This window comes from Brasilonema angustatum, assembly GCF_059505445.1.
This window is the reverse complement of record NZ_JCACKO010000129.1, coordinates 39,234-56,346: the sequence shown is the minus strand read 5'-3', so window position 1 is coordinate 56,346 and position 17,113 is coordinate 39,234. Positions and strand designations below refer to the sequence as shown.

16 protein-coding genes and 2 pseudogenes are annotated in these 17,113 nt (G+C 44.1%); 14 read left to right on the top strand and 4 right to left on the bottom strand.

Features of this window, described 5'->3' with window-relative positions:
* Window positions 1–10 precede the first annotated feature (10 nt).
* Window positions 11–1,192 carry a sigma-54-dependent transcriptional regulator gene (locus tag AC5JM2_RS22155; RefSeq protein WP_495836985.1) on the bottom strand — a complete coding sequence of 394 codons (1,182 nt, stop codon included), beginning with the start codon at window positions 1,190–1,192 and terminating at the stop codon, window positions 11–13.
* A 216-nt stretch (window positions 1,193–1,408) separates the two neighbouring features.
* Window positions 1,409–2,872, bottom strand: coding sequence for a sensor histidine kinase (locus AC5JM2_RS22150; protein WP_495836984.1), 1,464 nt, complete (start codon window positions 2,870–2,872; stop codon window positions 1,409–1,411).
* A gap of 158 nt (window positions 2,873–3,030) precedes the next feature.
* Between AC5JM2_RS22150 and AC5JM2_RS22145 the strand changes: the two genes are divergently transcribed.
* The 4 genes and pseudogenes from AC5JM2_RS22145 to crtO form a co-directional block, all read left to right on the top strand.
* Window positions 3,031–3,999: a hypothetical protein gene (locus AC5JM2_RS22145; RefSeq protein ID WP_495836983.1), complete on the top strand. Its 969-nt coding sequence runs from the start codon at window positions 3,031–3,033 to the stop codon at window positions 3,997–3,999.
* 726 nt (window positions 4,000–4,725) lie between these two features.
* Window positions 4,726–5,463, top strand: a complete 738-nt coding sequence (locus AC5JM2_RS22140; protein ID WP_495836982.1) for an LmeA family phospholipid-binding protein — start codon at window positions 4,726–4,728, stop codon at window positions 5,461–5,463.
* A gap of 171 nt (window positions 5,464–5,634) precedes the next feature.
* Window positions 5,635–6,894 carry an MFS transporter gene (locus AC5JM2_RS22135; protein ID WP_495836981.1) on the top strand — a complete coding sequence of 420 codons (1,260 nt, stop codon included), beginning with the start codon at window positions 5,635–5,637 and terminating at the stop codon, window positions 6,892–6,894.
* A gap of 198 nt (window positions 6,895–7,092) precedes the next feature.
* Window positions 7,093–8,793: pseudogene (crtO, locus tag AC5JM2_RS22130) on the top strand (beta-carotene ketolase CrtO); the annotation flags it as partial.
* Window positions 8,794–9,204: 411 nt separating this feature from the next.
* On the opposite strand, the gene AC5JM2_RS22125 reads toward crtO, so the two are convergent.
* The gene (locus AC5JM2_RS22125; protein ID WP_495836980.1) at window positions 9,205–9,672 is read right to left on the bottom strand and encodes a hypothetical protein; all 468 of its coding nucleotides are present in this window, start codon (window positions 9,670–9,672) and stop codon (window positions 9,205–9,207) included.
* Between the two features lie 70 nt (window positions 9,673–9,742).
* Here AC5JM2_RS22125 and AC5JM2_RS22120 point away from each other — a divergent pair, with 70 nt between their 5' ends.
* Together AC5JM2_RS22120 and AC5JM2_RS22115 are read left to right on the top strand one after the other, a co-directional pair.
* Window positions 9,743–10,870: an FAD-dependent monooxygenase gene (locus tag AC5JM2_RS22120; protein ID WP_495836979.1), complete on the top strand. Its 1,128-nt coding sequence runs from the start codon at window positions 9,743–9,745 to the stop codon at window positions 10,868–10,870.
* A 12-nt stretch (window positions 10,871–10,882) separates the two neighbouring features.
* Window positions 10,883–11,035 (top strand): annotated as a pseudogene (locus tag AC5JM2_RS22115) (nitric oxide synthase oxygenase); the annotation flags it as partial.
* Window positions 11,036–11,045: 10 nt separating this feature from the next.
* Here the strand turns inward: AC5JM2_RS22115 and AC5JM2_RS22110 are convergent.
* On the bottom strand, window positions 11,046–11,192 hold the full coding sequence (locus AC5JM2_RS22110) for a hypothetical protein (RefSeq protein ID WP_495837092.1): 147 nt from the start codon (window positions 11,190–11,192) through the stop codon (window positions 11,046–11,048).
* 70 nt (window positions 11,193–11,262) lie between these two features.
* Here AC5JM2_RS22110 and AC5JM2_RS22105 point away from each other — a divergent pair, with 70 nt between their 5' ends.
* The 8 genes from AC5JM2_RS22105 (at window position 11,263) to AC5JM2_RS22070 (ending at window position 16,995) form a co-directional block, all read left to right on the top strand.
* Window positions 11,263–11,772 carry a DJ-1/PfpI family protein gene (locus AC5JM2_RS22105; protein ID WP_495836978.1) on the top strand — a complete coding sequence of 170 codons (510 nt, stop codon included), beginning with the start codon at window positions 11,263–11,265 and terminating at the stop codon, window positions 11,770–11,772.
* A gap of 146 nt (window positions 11,773–11,918) precedes the next feature.
* A complete protein-coding gene (locus AC5JM2_RS22100) occupies window positions 11,919–12,062 on the top strand; it encodes a hypothetical protein (RefSeq protein WP_495836977.1) in 144 nt (47 codons plus the stop codon).
* Between the two features lie 10 nt (window positions 12,063–12,072).
* Window positions 12,073–12,297, top strand: coding sequence for a hypothetical protein (locus tag AC5JM2_RS22095; protein ID WP_495836976.1), 225 nt, complete (start codon window positions 12,073–12,075; stop codon window positions 12,295–12,297).
* A gap of 544 nt (window positions 12,298–12,841) precedes the next feature.
* Entirely contained in the window at window positions 12,842–13,162 is a 321-nt protein-coding gene (locus AC5JM2_RS22090) for a hypothetical protein (RefSeq protein WP_495836975.1), read from the top strand.
* Window positions 13,163–13,451: 289 nt separating this feature from the next.
* Window positions 13,452–14,060 carry a helix-turn-helix domain-containing protein gene (locus AC5JM2_RS22085; RefSeq protein WP_495836974.1) on the top strand — a complete coding sequence of 203 codons (609 nt, stop codon included), beginning with the start codon at window positions 13,452–13,454 and terminating at the stop codon, window positions 14,058–14,060.
* On the top strand, window positions 14,060–15,220 hold the full coding sequence (locus AC5JM2_RS22080) for a phosphotransferase (RefSeq protein WP_495836973.1): 1,161 nt from the start codon (window positions 14,060–14,062) through the stop codon (window positions 15,218–15,220). Before AC5JM2_RS22085 ends, AC5JM2_RS22080 begins: the two co-directional genes overlap by 1 nt.
* A 22-nt stretch (window positions 15,221–15,242) precedes the next feature.
* A complete protein-coding gene (locus AC5JM2_RS22075; RefSeq protein ID WP_495836972.1) occupies window positions 15,243–16,358 on the top strand; it encodes a T3SS effector HopA1 family protein in 1,116 nt (371 codons plus the stop codon).
* A gap of 445 nt (window positions 16,359–16,803) precedes the next feature.
* Window positions 16,804–16,995: a hypothetical protein gene (locus tag AC5JM2_RS22070; RefSeq protein WP_495836971.1), complete on the top strand. Its 192-nt coding sequence runs from the start codon at window positions 16,804–16,806 to the stop codon at window positions 16,993–16,995.
* The last annotated feature ends 118 nt before the right edge of the window (window positions 16,996–17,113 follow it).

Below are 17,113 nucleotides of genomic sequence, written 5' to 3'. Positions count from 1 at the left end.
TTTTCTGCTCCTACTCTGGTTGTGATTGTTGACTCAATATCAGATGCTCTGGTAAAATAGCACGTCCACCAGAAAGCACGGCAGCACGTTCGAGTGTGTTTTGCAACTCGCGCACATTTCCAGGAAAATGGTAGCTTGTGAGTTTTTCCATTGCTGCCATTGTGAGTGCCAAGCGCTTGAGTCCTCGGCGCAAAGCGATCGTACTCAAAAAGTACTGGGTTAGCTGTTGAAGATCTTCCGGGCGATCGCGCAATGGTGGCATATCAATCCGGACTACGTTGAAGCGGTAATATAGATCTTCCCGAAACTGGTTATGCTTAACCATTTGCTCTAAATTCCGATTCGTAGCAGCGAGAATCCGTACATCTACGGTACGAGTTTGGTTACTTCCCAGCCGTTCAAATGAGTGGTCTTGTAAGACACGCAACAGCTTACCCTGAATAACAGGGCTGAGTTCCCCAACTTCATCGAGAAAAATTGTACCAGCGTTTGCTTGTTCAAATCGACCAATTCGCAGGTGATTCGCTCCGGTGAAAGCACCTTTTTCGTGTCCGAATAATTCAGCTTCTAGCAAATGTTCTGGGAGGGCGGCACAGTTAACCTTCACCAACGGTCCTTTACGACGAGGACTGGTAGTATGGAGTGTGGAAGCAACTAATTCTTTACCAGTGCCCGACTCTCCTGTGATTAGAACAGTGGTGTTTCCTGGAGCAACCCGCCCGATGAGTTTGAAGACTTCTTGCATAGCGAGCGATCGCCCCAATAACTCGTCTGACTGCTCCAAACTCTGCAAGTCCGACTCCCCCATTTGATACACAGGTTCTTGGTGATGCGCAAGTGCCTTTTGGGTGATATTAACTAAGTCTTCTAAATCAAAAGGTTTGGTCAGGTAATCGTAAGCACCCAACTGCATGGCTTCAATTGCTGTGCGACTGGTACCATAAGCAGTCATGACAATCACAGGTAACTCAAACAGTCTTTGTTCGAGAGTTTTTAGGACTGCGATTCCTTGGGTTTTGGGCATCTTCAAATCCAGAAAGACGAGATCAGGATGAGTTGTGTTGTCCAACAGGATCTTCAAACCCTGCTCTCCATCTGCCGCTTGCAGCACCTCATATCCTTCATCTTGAAGAATTTGGGCGATCGCCTGCCGCAGTGCTCTTTCATCATCAATAATTAGGATTTTAGCCATTTTTAATTTTGCATGAGAAATTTGGAAGAGAAAATGAACCGCATAGACACGTTTGCGCAGCTCCAAAGTCTGCCGGGGGGAGTATCCCCCCGGCGTTAGCGTTTGCGCAGCGCCCCCTCCGGGGCTAGCGAACCGAAGGTTGCTTTGCCCCTTAGGGGCTAGTGGCTTCCCGCAGGGTAGGACACAAAGAAATAAAAGTTTGAGAGAGTTTTTGCGTTAGTCGTAAGGTAAGAAAACACTAAATCGTGTCTTTCCTAGAGATGATTCCACCTGGATATATCCTCCATGTCGAGTTACAATCTCATGACTGATTGAGAGTCCCAGTCCTGTTCCTTCTGGTTTGGTGGAGTAGAACGGGTCAAAAATGCGTTCTTGCTCTTCTGGCGGTAAACCAGGTCCTTTATCTTTTACCCAAGCCACAAAGTAACGCTCTTTTTGCTGACTTTGAGCGCCTAACTCCTCTTCCACTCCTACCGTCACCTGTTCTCCTTCAGGACTGGCTTGAATGGCGTTGAGAATTAAATTGACCATCACTTGTCCCAGTTCGCGACGACGCAGAGAAATTTCTGGCATTGGGTGGGCGGGAGCTTGGTAAACTAGGTCTACCCCCTGTTCTTCAGCTTTGAGACGCAACAGCGAGACAGATTCCAAGACAATGTTCTCTAGCGATGTCAGAGCTAAAGCCTCCTGCTGCTGATTTTTGTCAAAATATAAAAGTCTTTGTACAAGATGCTCCAGACGGTTTACTTGTTCTAAGAGACTATCAATAGGCAATGTAGTTAAGCCTTGCTTTCGCAGTTGCCGATCAGTGTACTGCAAATTCAAACGCATACTAGCCAGGGGATTGCGGATTTCGTGAGCAACACCCGCTACTAACTGTCCTAGTGAAGCCAGTCGTTCCACGCGATGCAGACGCTGCTCTAACTCTTGACGACGGGACTGCATTGTATTGATGGCGTCTCCCAACATTCCCATCTCGGCAGGTAGGGGTGGAATTTGATTTGCCTGATTTGCTTCCATTGCCTTAATGCTCTGCTGGAGCCGTTGCACACCCCACTGTAGCTGGAGCGCAATGGCAAAAGTCCAAAAACCAACCACCAACATTCCCAAGACAACTGGTACGCTAAGAATTTTTTGCTGGCTGTCCTCTGTGCGAGGTATCCGCTTCATTGTCCATACCGCTCCCCAAAGTGGCAGAGGATCTGCGCGCACCACCACAACGTCCAGCTTAGGACGCAGGACGAATTCTTGAGGCAATCCTTGACTCGTTGCCCGTCGTGCCAGTTGGAGAATTGTATCTCGTTCAGCTGGTGGAATATCGCTTTTGGGCACAGGTCCACCGTGTGTGGGATAAGCATAGCCCAGAAGCTGATCTCCCTGTAACAGGTAAAAGCCACCTTCAACTCGCCCAAAGTTCGCCAATACTTCAGTGGAAAGCTCTGTTAAAGGTCTATTGATGTTCCCTTTCGAGACTCCCCCCTTAAAAAGATTCGATTCCCAGAACAGCTTGATTAAACGCGTGTTGGCTTTAGCAAGTTCTTGCTGATTATGAGCCACCACCGCGCCTTCAAAACTTTCAAACAGTTGCACTAACAGCAATAATGCTACCGCGCTCAAACCTAGAAATAGGATAGTCAGGATGGTGAGCTGCTGCCGCAGTGTCCAGCGTCGAAGTTTCATCAAAAATTGGGTTCATTGAACAGTGATCTGTTTCAATTCTTATCTTGCCTTACTCAAATGTATCTAACCTGTATCTTTGGCACGATTTTTGCACAACATAATTATGAATCAGGCGTTGTGTGACGAATCACTTCTCATCCATTCACAAAGACCCCATCATGAATCACCTTAATGATCGTATATCTAGTCAAACGGCTGCTGATGTGTTTGGCCTTGCTGCTAAGTTACACGCGCAGCGACATCAAGATTACTCAACGGCAGAATTGATGCAGGCAGCAGCAGAAGCAAATATTTCACCAGAGGCTCTTCAGGAAGCGTTAAAACTGATGCAAGCAAAACAGATGCAAGATCAAACACAGCGGCGTAACCTGCGGCTGATGCTCGGCAGTGGAGCTGTGGGGGTGGTGATCGCCCTCAGTAGTATATGGGCTTACAGTGCCATGACCAGAAATCCAGCTTGGAGTGCAAGTTCGTCCGAAATCAGTTCGGTACGACCAAATCCTAGCAATTTCGACCAGAGTCGTGCAAGTACTTCACTACCAGCTCCTCCAGATTCACTACCAGTTCCTCCAGACAATGATGCTACTACATTGACAGGTAAAATTCAGCAATACCTGCTCAACCCTGAAGGTAGAGTAGATGGGTTATTGCTCAACAATAAAGTGCAAGTGAAAATTCCACCACATCTGAACAGAAATTTAGTTGCACAAATCAGTTTAGGAACTGATATCAGCGTAACAGGAAAAACGGGTGTATCCACGCCCTTTGGACAAGAAATTAAAGCAAACGAAATCACCAATCGTCAAACCCAGCAGACAATCGCAAACAAACCAACTCCCGATGCACCACCCCCACCTCCACCTACCCCCAATGATTACAGCAATTTATCAGCCGAAGGAACAGCCCAACAATGGTTGGTAGGACAGCGAGGAGAAATTAATGGCGTGATTCTTTCTTCGGGAGTACAAGTGAAGTTTCCACCTCATGCTGGTAATCAACTTGTTAATACGGCTCAAGTAGGTGACAAAGTTCAGGTACAAGGCTTTGGTACTCGCAATAAATACGGTGAGGTGATTAAAGCTACTACGTTAAAGGTGAATGAACGCAATGTGGCAATCGCTCCTTAAACAAAGGAAATCAATCTTAAAGACAAGAGCAAATTGCGTCGCCTCAACGAATAAGTTCATGACCCCTCAACGCATGACTATAGACTATAGCAGTCCTATTTCATTTGTGAAAAAACAAAGTACATTTGCATATTCTTCTTCCCTGTTCTCTGTTCCCCACCTCAACGAATAATTTTACAACTCCTGCACGGATTGCTATAGTTCTCTTTGTCACCTAATATTACAGTACATGAGGAAATCATGTATGTTTCTTTTGATGAATAATTAGTAACAGAACTCTCTGAAGATGCTGTCGGTTTAAAGCCTATTTCTCATTTAGAAGACTACTTTAATAATGAAGTACCACCAGTAAGGTGATTGAAAATCGAATTTATCCTATTATAATTTATTTTGCTATAAACTAAAGCAAAATAAGTATAGGAATCCGGTTTGATGAGTGTGAATTTACTCGTGGAAGTAGGGAACGCATAACGCTTAAGTTTTACAGAAAGTGTACCTAGCTTAGTCACAAATTAAATATGAGTCCTACATGACCTCATTTTTTGTGAAAAGGTCTTGAGACAGCAAAGATGATTTCTCAATTTGATGTCAGATAATAAACACATTTTCTAGGCGAAAGTCAACAAATTCAGCTTTTTTATATCTTCTATATCCTGATGTAGATACACTCCTCAGTTGTTGGCGTCAAAATTAAGCAGTGACACCATACTAGGAAATCATTCACTCATGTCAGAATATCAACGTATAGAAGAACAAATGCTTTCCCGCGAAGCTGAGAAGCAACTTTCTAAACAGCTAGATACAGCAGACAAAATAGACGTAGATATACAAACTAATTTTCTGAAGTTATTGCAGGGGCTAGTAGATGGAGTTTCAGTTGAAGGTCAGGGATTGGTCAAACAAGATATTCGCATACAGGAAATCAAGCTGCAAATAGATAATGTCGCAGTTAATCCATTCAGTGTTCTCTTTGGTCAAGTTGAACTGAATGAACCAGTTAATATCACTATTCGTGTTGTCATGACAGAAAAAGATATTAACCGTGCTATGACTTCCGAGTTTATCCGTAGCAAAATGCCAAGCTTTGAGTTTAATGCCGATGGTAAAACTGTCTCTTTATATCCAGAGGAGATACAAATGAAGCTACTAGAGGATAACAAAATGACAGTGGCGTTAAAAGTGAAATTAACAGAGGATGGAAATACTCGTCCATTAAGTTTTACAGCACAATATTCTCCACGTACTGACGATAAACCTATCATTCTAGAATATTTTAACTGTACTCAAGGAGAAGGAGTTTCACTTGAAGTGGTTGTTGCCTTAATGCAAAAAATAAAAGAATTGGTAAACTTACCATATTTTAAATATGAAGATATCGTGTTGCAAATCAGAAAGATGGAAATACAAAAAGAGATGATGCTCCTTTTGGTAGATGCTCGTCTTAAACAATTTCCTTCCTTCTGATTGTTATGAATTTTAGTAATAAAAGGAGGTATTTTAACTAAATTTGAACAGTAAAAGATTGTATCAGCTTAACTGCTATACAGGAAAAATAAACCTAAAACTATACTTTTAGAGATATAGACTGGTCTAATTTTCAATGATTAAATGATTTTGGTAATCGGAGTTATTTTCATGCAAGAAAAAAGTAGAAAACCAAGCCAAAAAAGTTTAAGAGCACTCGATTTTTTAAACCTTTTTCTAGCTGATGTGCGTGATGGTGTAGGACCATATCTAGCTATTTTTTTAAAAGCTTCAGAACATTGGAATCCAGTAGATATTGGGATTGCAATGTCCGCTTCAACTGTTGCAACAGTTATTGCCCAAACACCAATAGGTGGGTTGGTAGACCGACTGCGTCAAAAACGAGAATTGATTATAGTGGCTGCAACCCTTGTATCTATTGGTTGCATCGTAATAGCCCTTTTCCCGATTTTTCCGATAGTCATTGGTGGTCAAATTTTAATTGGTTTGGCAGCAGCGGTGTTTCCAGCTGCGATCGCTGCTATTAGCTTGGGACTGGTAGGACATGATAATTTCGATCGTCGAGTTGGTCGCAATGAGGCGTTTAATCATGCAGGCAATGTACTTGCAGCGACTTTGGCTGGTTTAATAGGTTTTTTTATTACTCGCCAAGGTATCTTTTTTCTGGTAGCAGCGATGGCGGCGGCTAGCGCAGTTGCCGTCTCGAGGATTCGCGAAAAGGAAATTGACCACAAATTAGCGCGTGGTGCAAAAGAAGAGGATGAGGATAGTGCAGAAAAAGAGGGGCATCAAGTCTCTGGGTTTATGCAATTATTCAGCGATCGCCGCATACTTTTATTTTGTCTTGCAGTAATTCTGTTTCACTTTGCCAATGCAGCGATGTTACCACTCGTCGGTCAGAGACTTGCAGAAGGCAAAGCTACAGGAGCTACACTTTATATGTCAGCTTGCATCATCGTAGCCCAGTTAGTGATGATTCCTTCTGCTAGCTTGGCTGGTCGTTTTGCACATGCTGCCAGAAAACCAGTCTTTTTACTTGGCTTTGCTGTCTTGCCAATTCGTGGTGTACTTTACACTCTAACAGATAATCCTTATTTCTTGGTTTCTGTACAGATTTTAGATGGAGTTGCTGGCGGTATTTTTGGTGTACTTTCAGTACTCATGGTCGCTGATTTAACTAAAGGTACAGGTCGGTTTAATATCACACAAGGGGCACTAAATACTGCTATTGGTATAGGTGCTGGTCTGAGTAATCTGCTAGCTGGGTTTGTTGTACAAAAGGCTGGCTACAATATTGCTTTTCTTGGCTTGGCTGCGATCGCCGCTGTTGCTACTGTTATTTTCTGGATGTTGGTACCAGAAACCAAAGGTTCATACAAAGCACAATCTTTAGTTTCAAGCGAGTCTTGAGAAAAACTCTATGAATAACGACCTATTGTAAAAGTGTAGGGCACATTATACAACCGCTAATTACTAATTGTCTGCTGTTTCTTACAATTAGTGGTTAGCTAATTTGTTTGTATTCTCTCATTTCTATAACTGGCGAATGATGGAATTAGAAGTCATAATTTGTAACCTCGTAAAGGAACGTATAGGCACGAATTTTCATTTATGCAAGAGTATGATGTTGTCATTATCGGAGCAGGACACAACGGTTTAGTTTGTGCTGCTTATTTACTCAAGGCTGGCTATAGTGTGCTACTATTGGAAAAACGTCCTATTCCTGGTGGTGGGGCAACAACAGAAGAATATTTACCACAAGAAGCTCCTGGATTTAAGTTTAATTTGTGTGCTATTGACCACGAGTTTATTCATCTAGGACCAGTTGTACAAGAATTAGAACTGGAAAAATATGGTTTGCAATATCTGGAGTGCGATCCAGTTGTTTTCTGTCCGCATCCGGATGGCAAATATTTCTTAGCTCATAAATCAGTAGAAAAAACGAGTGCCGGAATTGCGCGTTACAGTGAACGCGATGCCAAAAAATATCTAGAATTTACAAAATACTGGCAGCAGGCGATTGGTGCGATGATTCCCATGTTTAATGCACCACCGAAATCTGTCTTAGATATTCTTGGCAACTACGACATTGCAAAGCTAAAAGATTTATTTTCGGTAATTGGTTCTACCAATAAGACGCTGGACTTTATTCGCAATATGCTAACCAGCGGTGAGGATATTGTCAACGAGTGGTTTGATTCAGAATTTCTCAAAGCACCTTTGGCAAGACTTGCATCAGAACTTGGTGCGCCTCCCTCCCAAAAAACCCTTGGTATTGGTGCAATTATGATGGCAATGCGTCATAATCCAGGGATGACTAGACCGCGTGGCGGTACTGGTGCATTAACGCAAGCCTTAGTAAATTTGGTTACAAGTAAAGGTGGTGTTATCCTGACAGACCAGCACGTTAAGAAAATTTTGATTGATGATAATCGTGCTGTTGGTGTGCGGGTGGCTAATGGCGTAGAATACCGTGCTAAGCACGCAGTGATTTCAAACATTGATGCCAAGCGTGTGTTTTTACAATTAATGGATACCAGCGATGTAAATGCTGCTGATCCAGATTTACGCGAAAGATTAGAACGCCGCATTGTCAACAACAACGAAACTATCCTCAAGATAGACTTGGCTTTAAACGAACCACTGCGCTTTGAGCACCACGAACACAAAGACGAATACTTGATTGGCTCTGTTTTAATTGCAGATTCTGTTGCTCATGTAGAACAGGCTCATAGCAAATGTAGTTTAGGAGAAATTCCAGATTCTGATCCCTCAATGTATGTCGTTGTGCCAACAGTGCTAGATCCATCAATGGCACCTCCTGGTAAGCATACCGCATGGATTGAGTTTTTCTGTCCGTATCAAGTCGCAGGTGCAGAAGGTACTGGTTTAAATGGTACAGGGTGGACGGATGAATTAAAAAACAAAGTCGCAGACAAGGTGATTGATAAGCTAGCAGACTACGCACCAAATGTGAAGGACGCAATTATCGCCCGTGGCGTGGAAAGTCCGGCTGAACTAGGAGAAAGATTAGGCGCGTATAAAGGAAATTACTATCATATTGATATGACTTTAGATCAGATGGTATTTTTCCGTCCCTTGCCAGAGATTGCCAACTACCAAACACCCATTTCGGGTTTGTATTTGACAGGTGCAGGCACTCATCCTGGTGGTTCAATTTCAGGAATGCCAGGACGCAACTGTGCGCGAGTCTTTTTGCAGAATAAGCAGCCCATAGTACAAAGGCTAAAGGACGCAGGGGATTCGATTAAATCAACAGTTGAATCTGTGTTTAAGATTAACAACTAAAACGTCCAGACGTTTATATGTGTTTGGTCTGATTTAAATTACCGTGGGGCAGGGTTGTACCACGCCCCCCCTTTTGTGCCAGTTGCTTAAGTCCTGTATCCCTCGCCTGTGGCAGTCAAGCGAATGCAATAGATGGCTGTGTTGCCTGTAATAAAGAGGCTGTGACCATCTTCTCCCCAGGCTAAATTGCTTGTTCGTACACCCGTTTCAATACTCCCCAGAAGCGTCCCATCGGGAGCAAAAATGAAAACTGCCTCGGGTGCAGGGGAAACGCATCTTATTTCCTAATAAAAACTAAAGAAGATTTCAAAATGACATAGATAACTGTAAAAATGGTTAAAATGATAAGCACAATAAATCAACTTGTTTCCAAACAATGAATTCGCTTATCTCCATTTCAACTCCTATCTATTAATAGGGAAATACGGAAGTCAGCGAACCTAAAGAGAATACAACAACATCACACTGAATTTCCTCTCCCTGCTCTAGCTTGAGCGTGTCCTGAGAAAAACCAAACGCTTCTGCGTGATGGGGTTGTATTCGACCTTCAGCTACGAATTGATAGTAAGCTTCTGGTCCGATTGCAGTCGCCGATCGCAAGTCAGACAATAGGGAGTGCATTGGTTGCACAGCGTTTAATCGGGCAGCAGCAGTTCGGTATACTAGGGATGGCAACCCACTCTGCCCAGACCTCGATCGGGTACTCTTTTGATTGCATATAGGGGTATGTTGTACAGAAATCTTTCTGTCTACAATCCCGTTTTGGGTGTTAGATAGAATCAGTTCAGTCCAATCAGCAGTTGAGTTGCTGTCGGTTGAACCGCATGCGCGGCGGGCAAAGAGCCGCTGAAGTCTAGCGTTAGGTTGCACAAACTTCATGAACTGATCTCCCACCTCGCTTCGGTCTCTTTCAGCTTCCAATACAGATCAAGTCGGAAGGATTACCAAAATGCCTAAAATTGAGCGTGTTCTCATCGTTGGAGCCGGCATGGCTGGGCTTAGTCTTGCTATTGCCCTCAAGCGTCAGGGACTGAATCCCGATATCGTGGAGCGCCAGGCGGCATGGTCTGTTCATGGTGCGGGTATTTACCTTGTTGGAAATGCGATGCGTGCGCTTCGGTCGTTGAATCTGTTCGACCAGGTCCTTCGCCAAGGTTCGTTGATACGGACTCAGACACTGCTAGATGATCGGGGTCGAAAGCTAGCCACGATCGATACTGAAAGCGTATGGGCAAGCTGCGGTCCCTGTGTGGGTATTCGCCGAACTGCGCTCCAGAGCATCATGGTCGAGGCCTTGGGAACTGCACAGCTTCACTTCTCGACAACCGTGGTTGCACTTGAGCAGCGTGAGAACCTCGTTGCAGTTCAATTCAGCAATGGAACCGAGAGTCTCTACGATCTCGTGGTGGGTGCCGATGGTGTGCGTTCATCGATTCGCAAGCTGATCTTCGGGGACTCGCAGCCCCGCTATTGTGGTCAGGTGGGCTGGCGGTTCCTGGTGTCGTGTCCGCCATCGATAACGGGATGGACCGTCTTTGCCGGGCACCGTGGAGTCTTTCTGTTCATCCCAGTCGGTGGCGGTCAAGTATATTGCTACGCTGACGCTGCAATCGCTCAGCCTCTTGATGATCCTCTAGAAGGACGACTGGAGCGGCTGCGATCGCGCTTCGGATCTTACGCCAGTCCAGTGCCTGAAGCGCTGGCAGAACTCCAGTCTTCAGAACAGATCCACTTTGGTGTCATCGAGGACATCCTGCAGGAGCCGTGGGGTTCGGGTAGGGTCTTACTCATCGGCGATGCTGCCCATGCAACATCACCCAATATGGCGTCGGGTGCAGCAATGGCTTTTGAGGACGCACTCGTGCTGTCCAAGTTGATCGTGTCGGAGCGAGACGTCGCGCAAGTACTGGATGAATATACAACCCAACGGATCACTCGGATTCGCTGGGTACATGAACAGACCCACCGTCGGGACCAGATACGAAATCTCCCGCCGATCATCCGAAATTTCATGACGCGCTACCTAGCGAACTCCGTCTATCGCGCAAACTACAGTCCGCTACTAGCTGAGCTATAGGGAAGCACTTAGGTGTCGTGGTCTAATTCATCGGTTTGGTCAGCTCAGCGGCAAGCGTTTTTGTTGGAAAACGAGTCGTCCTGGTATTTTTGCACCAGAACCTTTAACGGTTGGTATATGAGTGCTGAAATTGGTGCCCGCAATTTTGGCGATATGAAGCGCTACAACTTATTACCTATCTACACTTCCTTAGGGCACAACCCACAATGTCCACTCGCAGATCTTGTTCACTCTCAGCTTGGTCGATAGCTTCAAACAGAAGCTGCAAAGGAATTGCCACTATGGCAATGGCAGAAAGTGTACTCGATTGAGGTCTAGGCATAACCCAGTCGTATTTCTAGCATAGATGCTATGCCTAATACCGAAAAGAATTCACATCCAGGAGAAACAAAGTGACCCAAGCTCTAGATCGCCTACAAATTGGTATTCTTGCAGACCCGAACTGCTTTGTTCCCGACATTATCGGTGTCTACACAGCGTTCTGTGATGCTCCAAATTGCGACATTCACTTCCTCTGGAAGCACACCAACCCTCAGAAAAATACTGAATCCTCTGGCATGGTGCATCGGGAAGGGATGCACGCTACGACCACCTTTGCCGATTGTCCCCAAAACCTCGATGTTCTGTGTGTTGGAGCCTCTACAACCAATCTTTTGTCTGATGAAGAAACGTTGGCATTTCTCGCTGACCGAGGCGATCGCGCCAAGTATATCATCGGCATCTGCGCTGGTAGCCTGACGTTGGCTGCTGCGGGCTTATTGACTGGTTACCGGGCAACAACAAATTTTCAGGCAATCGAGGCACTTGCTCCCTTTGGCGCGATTCCAGTAGTAGGAGGTCATGTGGTCGTCGATCGCAACCGCTTCACAGCAGGACCTGTGATATCAAGTCCGGATGAATAGTGTTTAATAAAATATGTGTGCATATACCAATAGCGATCGCCAATGCCGAAACTTGTAACGATTCAACCGCACTTGGGGGTTGAAGAACTCGAACAACGTTATCGTCAGTGCTCTGACCTAGTTGAAAGCCGTCACTATCAAATAATTTGGCTGCTCGCGCCAAAGAGAAAACAACAGCAGAAGTAGCGGAAGTAAGAGGCTACAGCCGGGAATGGATTCGCCGTTTGGCACGACGTTACAATCAACAAGGGGTATGCGCGCTGTGCGATCGCCGCTATCACAGCAGCTGATGTGTAACGAGTGGCGCAGCAATACTTGAAGCCTGAAAATATGGTGACTCTGGTGGTGGGTAATCAAAGTAATATTAATCCGCTATTACACGCAGCTAGCTTGCTAAGTGATGCCGATAGATGTGACTATTCAAGGGAAGCAGGGGAGAGCGACGAATTAACTGAAAAAGACAAAACTCCTTTATTAATGTCTGTCAAAAAGAAAGGCAGAAGTACGTTCGCGCAGCGTCTTTGAAGGAGAAGGCAGAAGTTTTAAAGTATAATAAAATACATTTTGCTTGCTCCCCAACGTAATTGTTGACCAAGCCCCTTCGGGGCGGGTATAGGGGTGTAGGGGTGTAAGGGATAATTAGCCCCGAAAAGGAACAAGCCCACGCCAGATGCCTCAAGTCGAGAGACTCGCCCACGGCACTGGCTCCTGTTTTTAAACATGGAAAAGAAAAAAGATGTATTTCGAGACACATGGTGCGAGAAATACGGCGTCCTTGTATCAAGCCCCTCAATTTATTGATGGGGTTCCTTACACCTTTCAAGGGTAAGTATTTAAGAAAGGCATAGAGAAGCAGGTAAAATACTTATCTGATGGAAGTCCGCAGAAATATTTAAGGCAAAAGCAGAGGATAATCCAGGGTGTAATAAAGTGAATGCAGGTAGGAAAAAGTAAGGAATTAAGAGAATGGACGAGAAAAGTAATTGAAAAAATGCGAAACAACTAAAGCCTCAAGCTGTCGTACTGGCAATGTGGAGCTTTGGAATGGTAATGATGCAATAAGCGCGGGTTGACAACAGTTTCAGTCTTTTTAGCAGAACTACTGGGTAAAAAGGAAAATACTGTGCGTCAGCAACTACGGGAATGGTATCGAGACGGGGAAGATAAAACAAAAACCGGACGGGCAACACTTGATATCACATCCTGTTTTAGTCCACTGCTATGCTGGATTTTAAGCCAAAGGCCGGAGAACGAAAAGCGTTTGGCACTGGCAGCAGATGCATCAACGCATGAGCGATCGCCCGTTTATACCTCAACAAGCTCCGCTTGTTGCCCTGAACTCCGTTCAGGGGACTCACGAAGTGAGTCAGGCATAGGGCGCACCTTGTGATCGCTTTACTCGTATTAGCAATTAGTATTGTTAACGTCGGTTGGCCAATTCCTATTTGGAGACATATCTCCTTTTATTGTGTCGGAAAAATCAACTGAAAAAGCTTGATTTTTAACATAATTAACGAAAGTATAAAAAAAGATTAAGAACAATTTAAAGCCAAGCAGAGCTTTATTGCAAATTATTTAATGAGTTTGAAGTAAGAGCATAGCATATTTGAAATGCATTAATCTTAAAAAAAAATCATTAATTTTTTAGGGATATTTCAAGCAGTCTAATTTTACTTACTATGTCTCATGACCGAACAAAACCTGACACTCAAGCAATAGACAATGCAACAGGTAAATTTTTAACACCGTTTCAGCGCAAAATGCTGCAAAAAAGTTTGCATAAGGATTTACCTGAGTCTTATCGCCAACGCATTGAAATTATGTTGCTCGCAGATTCGGGGAAATCTCAAACCGAAATTTGTCAAACCTTGGGGTGTTGTCCAGCAACAGCACGGCATTGGATGCACATAGCACGTACTGGAATGGCGCACCAATGGCAAGAGTCTCCAATTGGTCGTCCGAAGGCAGTTAATGAAGAATATTTGCAGCGTTTGAAAGAACTGGTTACCCATAGTCCCCGTGATTATGGATATTCGTTTCAGACTTGGACAGCCCATTGGTTGAGCAAGCACTTGGAGAAAGAGTTGGGGATTTCGGTCAGTGATCGCAACATTAACCTTTTGCTGAAAAAAATGGGGCTTTCGACTCGAGGAACCCAGACAGTAGAGAAAGTAACGTCCAAGGAAAGCACCCACATCACAATTGGCGACCTACAATCTTCCTCTGAGCCTAATCTCCCATGTTCTCTCAACATCAACATCAATAAATATAGCGATTTAAAAGTATAATGACACTACTGTTAAGCTCCCAAAACGTAGGCAATTATTTATTTAGTCAGGGTCTTTGTACCACCGAACAACAAACCCAGCTCCAGATTGAATTAGTAGCTGCCAAGAATTTTAACTTGAGAGTGAGTTTACCAGATGGTTCTAAACTCCTTGTCAAGCAAGAGCGGTACTATCAGGATGGGAAAACATTTGGTGAGTTTTTAGGCGAATGGCGTGTTCAAGAGTTCTTAAACCAATTTCCAGAACTGGATCACCTTCGCCCATTGCTGCCGGTGGTGCTCAATTTTGACCCAGAGAATTCGATTCTTGTCTTCAGGTATCTGGATGACTATCAAGATTTGACTGATTTCTACGCTCAGGAAAAGAACTTCCCAAGCCAAATCGCCTCTGCAATTGGCACTGTTTTAGCTACTATCCATCGTGCCAGCTTCAATCGTCAGAACTATCGGGAATTCTTCCATCAAAATCAAAAGGACGCCCTCACTGGTCAAGTGCTTAACTTGATTCGGGGGCTGGAACGGATTGGACCGGAAATTTTTGGAGGAGTACCCGCAGATGCGCTAAAATTCTTTTCGCTCTATCAGCGCTACGACAGCTTGGGGCAAGCGATAAGAGAACTGGGCAGCGCTTTCGCTCCTTGTTGCCTGACGCATCATGACCTGAAGTTGAACAATATTCTCCTGCACACCAATTGGCAGCAATCCGGTGACAGCATTGTGCGCTTCATTGACTGGGAGCGCTGTAATTGGGGAGACCCTGCTTTTGATTTGGGAACACTTATCGCCAGCTATCTGGAAATTTGGTTAAGTAGCTTGGTGATCAGCAATGCACTCAGTATTGAAGAATCTCTACGCCTAGCGGCGACTCCCCTTGAGGTGCTTCAGCCTTCGATCGCTGTTCTGACCTTGGCTTATTTCGACACCTTCCCAGAAATCTTACAACAGCGCCCTGATTTCTTGCGGCGTGTGGTGCAATTTGCCGGTCTTGTATTGATTCAACAGATTTTGGCGATGATTCAGTTTCAGAAAACCTTCGGCAATATCGCAATAATCATGCTTCAGGTAGCTAAGACATTGTTATGCCGTCCAGAACAATCCATGTCAACGACTTTTGGCACTGCTGCTGCTGAATCTGGACGTTTGAGCTGTACTGCTGCTTAAGATGTTTAGTCGCAACTCAACCATGACACAATTACTAGATTCTCTAATTCAACAGCCAGATGTAGCAACTAAGCGAGTGCTGGATGCTCTGCAAGAAATTGCGAGCAAGGTTCAGATCGAGTCTGACTTCAGCATTCGTCATCCAGATTACAAACCCTTTGAACTGCCAGCAGAGGCGATCGCCCGCTTTCAGCAAATCCCTGTAGAGATTCAGTGCAAATATGTGAGCCTGCAACTGCGCTCTTTTCTCTACGGCATCTATTACAACGGTGGTATGCGAACTACCCACGCACGCCTAACAGATTCCAATCCTCTGCCACTGGACTTAGAGAACAATACTTTTTTGGGAGTAGACTTGGGTTTTTACAATCGCTTGCACGAAAGTAATAGCGGCACTGGCTACTTTGACTCTTGTTGGTATGTTCTCTGGGAAGAAAGTGATGGCAGCGTAGCCGTGACTAAGAATGGTCTAAGGTTACATATTGAGCGCGATCGGCATCTGCAATCAGCACAAGCTACTGTTGTGGTGGGTGAACAGGTGGCTATCCGCATGCCGAAAAATCTGCTCCAAAGCGGTTTTTATGTGGCGGTGGGCAATGCAGGACCAATTCGTCTCAATTTAGAGGGTCATCAGCAGACTGTGCGAATCTACTTCAATTTGACTTCAGAAGGTGCAGTTGCGGTTATGAGTGCTCTCACGCAGCATCTGAACGAAATGGCTATTCCTTTTAACTTCAAGGTTTTGTACAACCCAGCTGATTACAAGCGCTACGACTCAGGAGTTTTGTACTTTGACAAGAGCGACTATGAAGCGATCGCCTCTGTTATTTCGACAGTTTACCAATTGCGATCGCATTTTCAGCCAGAAGTTCCCTTATTCACCAAGCTGCTTGCACCAGGGTTGGGGTTAGCAGAAGAACCAGACCACAAGTTTACTGACCGAGAAAGCTTTGGGATGAATCGGTGTCAGATAGTCGCTAATGGATTGCTGGAAGCTTGCGACAAAGGGGATGACTCACCAGAGGCGAGGTTGACCTTTATTTTTGAGCAATTCTCCCGATTGGGAATTGACTGGCAGCGGGCCTACCTCAATGCCAACTCTGAAGACATCTATGCACCAGTCAAGCTATGTGATTGATACTTCAAATCTCTAAAAAAATTGCACATTCAAACTTTTCTAGTTCAGCCCAAGAATCCTCTTGGGCTTTTTTATTGGTTTTGCTAACATTTCAAACTTCTGGAGAAATAATTATTGCAGTTATTTCTCTTACTTAGGATAGAGACATTTCTTATTGCTTTATTTAGTTCTACTACTTTCAGTTGATACACTTATCAACTTCATCTACCCCTACAAGTAGTTTTTACAAAAAAGCTCTATTTATATAACTTTTATATAATTATTTTTTTTAAATTAAAGGTAGAAACAACTCTCTTGTCACCTCAAAATGTAGATTTTATTTCCTAAAATAGAGCAAAAATGCTTGAATTACGTAAGGAGATTTTTTAGTATTTAATCATGAAGCAAACAAAAGTATTTGATTAACAAATACTAAAAACCATTCAAATGTGAAAGGAGAAATCAAATGGCTGATATTACTGTTAAGGATTTAAAACCCGCAGGAACTGAATTGTTTTTCAACGATCCGGAAAGTTTTATAACTGAAATCGGTTCTGAGGATATTGCTAATATTCAAGGTGGTGGTAGCGTCGTTTGTGTAGGTGGCAGCGTAGCTTGCAGTGTGATCATCATTGGTAATACTTGCAGCCGAACCTAAAGATTGAGCAATCAAACACAAGCGTTTGTCCAAATACTAAAAAACATTGATTTCAAGGAGAACTCAAATGGCTGATATTACTGTTAAGGATTTAAAACCCGCAGGAACTGAATTGTTT

Coding starts and splice junctions, on each gene's coding strand:
- AC5JM2_RS22155 (WP_495836985.1), bottom strand. CDS start 1,192: ATGGCTAAAATCCTAATTATTGATGATGAAAGAGCACTGCGGCAGGCG.
- AC5JM2_RS22150 (WP_495836984.1), bottom strand. CDS start 2,872: ATGAAACTTCGACGCTGGACACTGCGGCAGCAGCTCACCATCCTGACT.
- AC5JM2_RS22145 (WP_495836983.1), top strand. CDS start 3,031: ATGAATCACCTTAATGATCGTATATCTAGTCAAACGGCTGCTGATGTG.
- AC5JM2_RS22140 (WP_495836982.1), top strand. CDS start 4,726: ATGTCAGAATATCAACGTATAGAAGAACAAATGCTTTCCCGCGAAGCT.
- AC5JM2_RS22135 (WP_495836981.1), top strand. CDS start 5,635: ATGCAAGAAAAAAGTAGAAAACCAAGCCAAAAAAGTTTAAGAGCACTC.
- AC5JM2_RS22125 (WP_495836980.1), bottom strand. CDS start 9,672: ATGAAGTTTGTGCAACCTAACGCTAGACTTCAGCGGCTCTTTGCCCGC.
- AC5JM2_RS22120 (WP_495836979.1), top strand. CDS start 9,743: ATGCCTAAAATTGAGCGTGTTCTCATCGTTGGAGCCGGCATGGCTGGG.
- AC5JM2_RS22110 (WP_495837092.1), bottom strand. CDS start 11,192: ATGCCTAGACCTCAATCGAGTACACTTTCTGCCATTGCCATAGTGGCA.
- AC5JM2_RS22085 (WP_495836974.1), top strand. CDS start 13,452: ATGTCTCATGACCGAACAAAACCTGACACTCAAGCAATAGACAATGCA.
- AC5JM2_RS22080 (WP_495836973.1), top strand. CDS start 14,060: ATGACACTACTGTTAAGCTCCCAAAACGTAGGCAATTATTTATTTAGT.
- AC5JM2_RS22075 (WP_495836972.1), top strand. CDS start 15,243: ATGACACAATTACTAGATTCTCTAATTCAACAGCCAGATGTAGCAACT.
- AC5JM2_RS22070 (WP_495836971.1), top strand. CDS start 16,804: ATGGCTGATATTACTGTTAAGGATTTAAAACCCGCAGGAACTGAATTG.